Source organism: Micromonospora sp. NRRL B-16802, assembly GCF_001279555.1.
Lineage (GTDB): Bacteria > Actinomycetota > Actinomycetes > Mycobacteriales > Micromonosporaceae > Micromonospora > Micromonospora profundi.
Genome location: NZ_LGEB01000125.1, coordinates 1 through 745 on the forward strand (window position 1 = coordinate 1; position 745 = coordinate 745).

Sequence of the window (745 nt, forward strand, 5' to 3'; positions counted from 1 at the left end):
TGTGCCGCCGGTCGTGGGTCCGGAGAGTGCGTGTTATGTGATTTACACGTCGGGCTCGACGGGCCGTCCGAAGGGTGCTGTCGTCACCCACGCCGGCCTGGTCAACCGGACCGCCCACGTCGCACCCACGATCAATCGACTCGGTGCCGACGGCGTGCTCCTCCAGAAGACCGAGATCGGCTTCGACGTCTCACCGGCAGAGGTCTACGCCGCACTGTCGACGGGGGCGCGGATCGTCGTGGCCCGCCCGGGTGGACACCGCGACCCCGCGTACCTCCGTGATTTGATCATCGCCGAGTCGGTCACCTCGATCGAGCTGGTGCCCAGCATGCTGTCGGCGCTGCTCGCCGAGGGCATCACCGACTGCACCTCACTGCGATCCGTGGCGGTCGGCGGCGAGGAGTTGCCGGTCGATGTGGCGCGGGCGTTCCTGGCCGCGCTGCCCGACTGCGAGCTGCACAACACCTACGGGCCAGCGGAAACCACAGTGGACATCACCAGCTGGCACTGCACCGCCGACGACCTGGCCGACGTGTCCCGGGTTCCGCTGGGACGGCCCTTCCCGAACATCACCCTGCGCGTCCTCGACGACCTGCTTCAGCCGGTGCCGGTGGGCGCCCCCGGCGAGTTGTACGTGGCCGGTGTGGGTGTGGGTCGGGGTTATTGGGGTGCTGCGGGGTTGACGGCGGATCGGTTTGTGCCGGATCCGTTTGGGTTGGTGGGGTCGCGGTTGTATCGGACTGGG

Annotated in this window: 1 protein-coding gene; it reads left to right on the forward strand. The window is 68.5% G+C overall.

The features are described 5' to 3' along the window. Window positions 1-13: 13 nt before the first annotated feature. Window positions 14-745, forward strand: a 732-nt coding sequence (locus ADK66_RS29145; protein ID WP_255353063.1) for an AMP-binding protein, incomplete at its 3' end; no start/stop codon positions are given.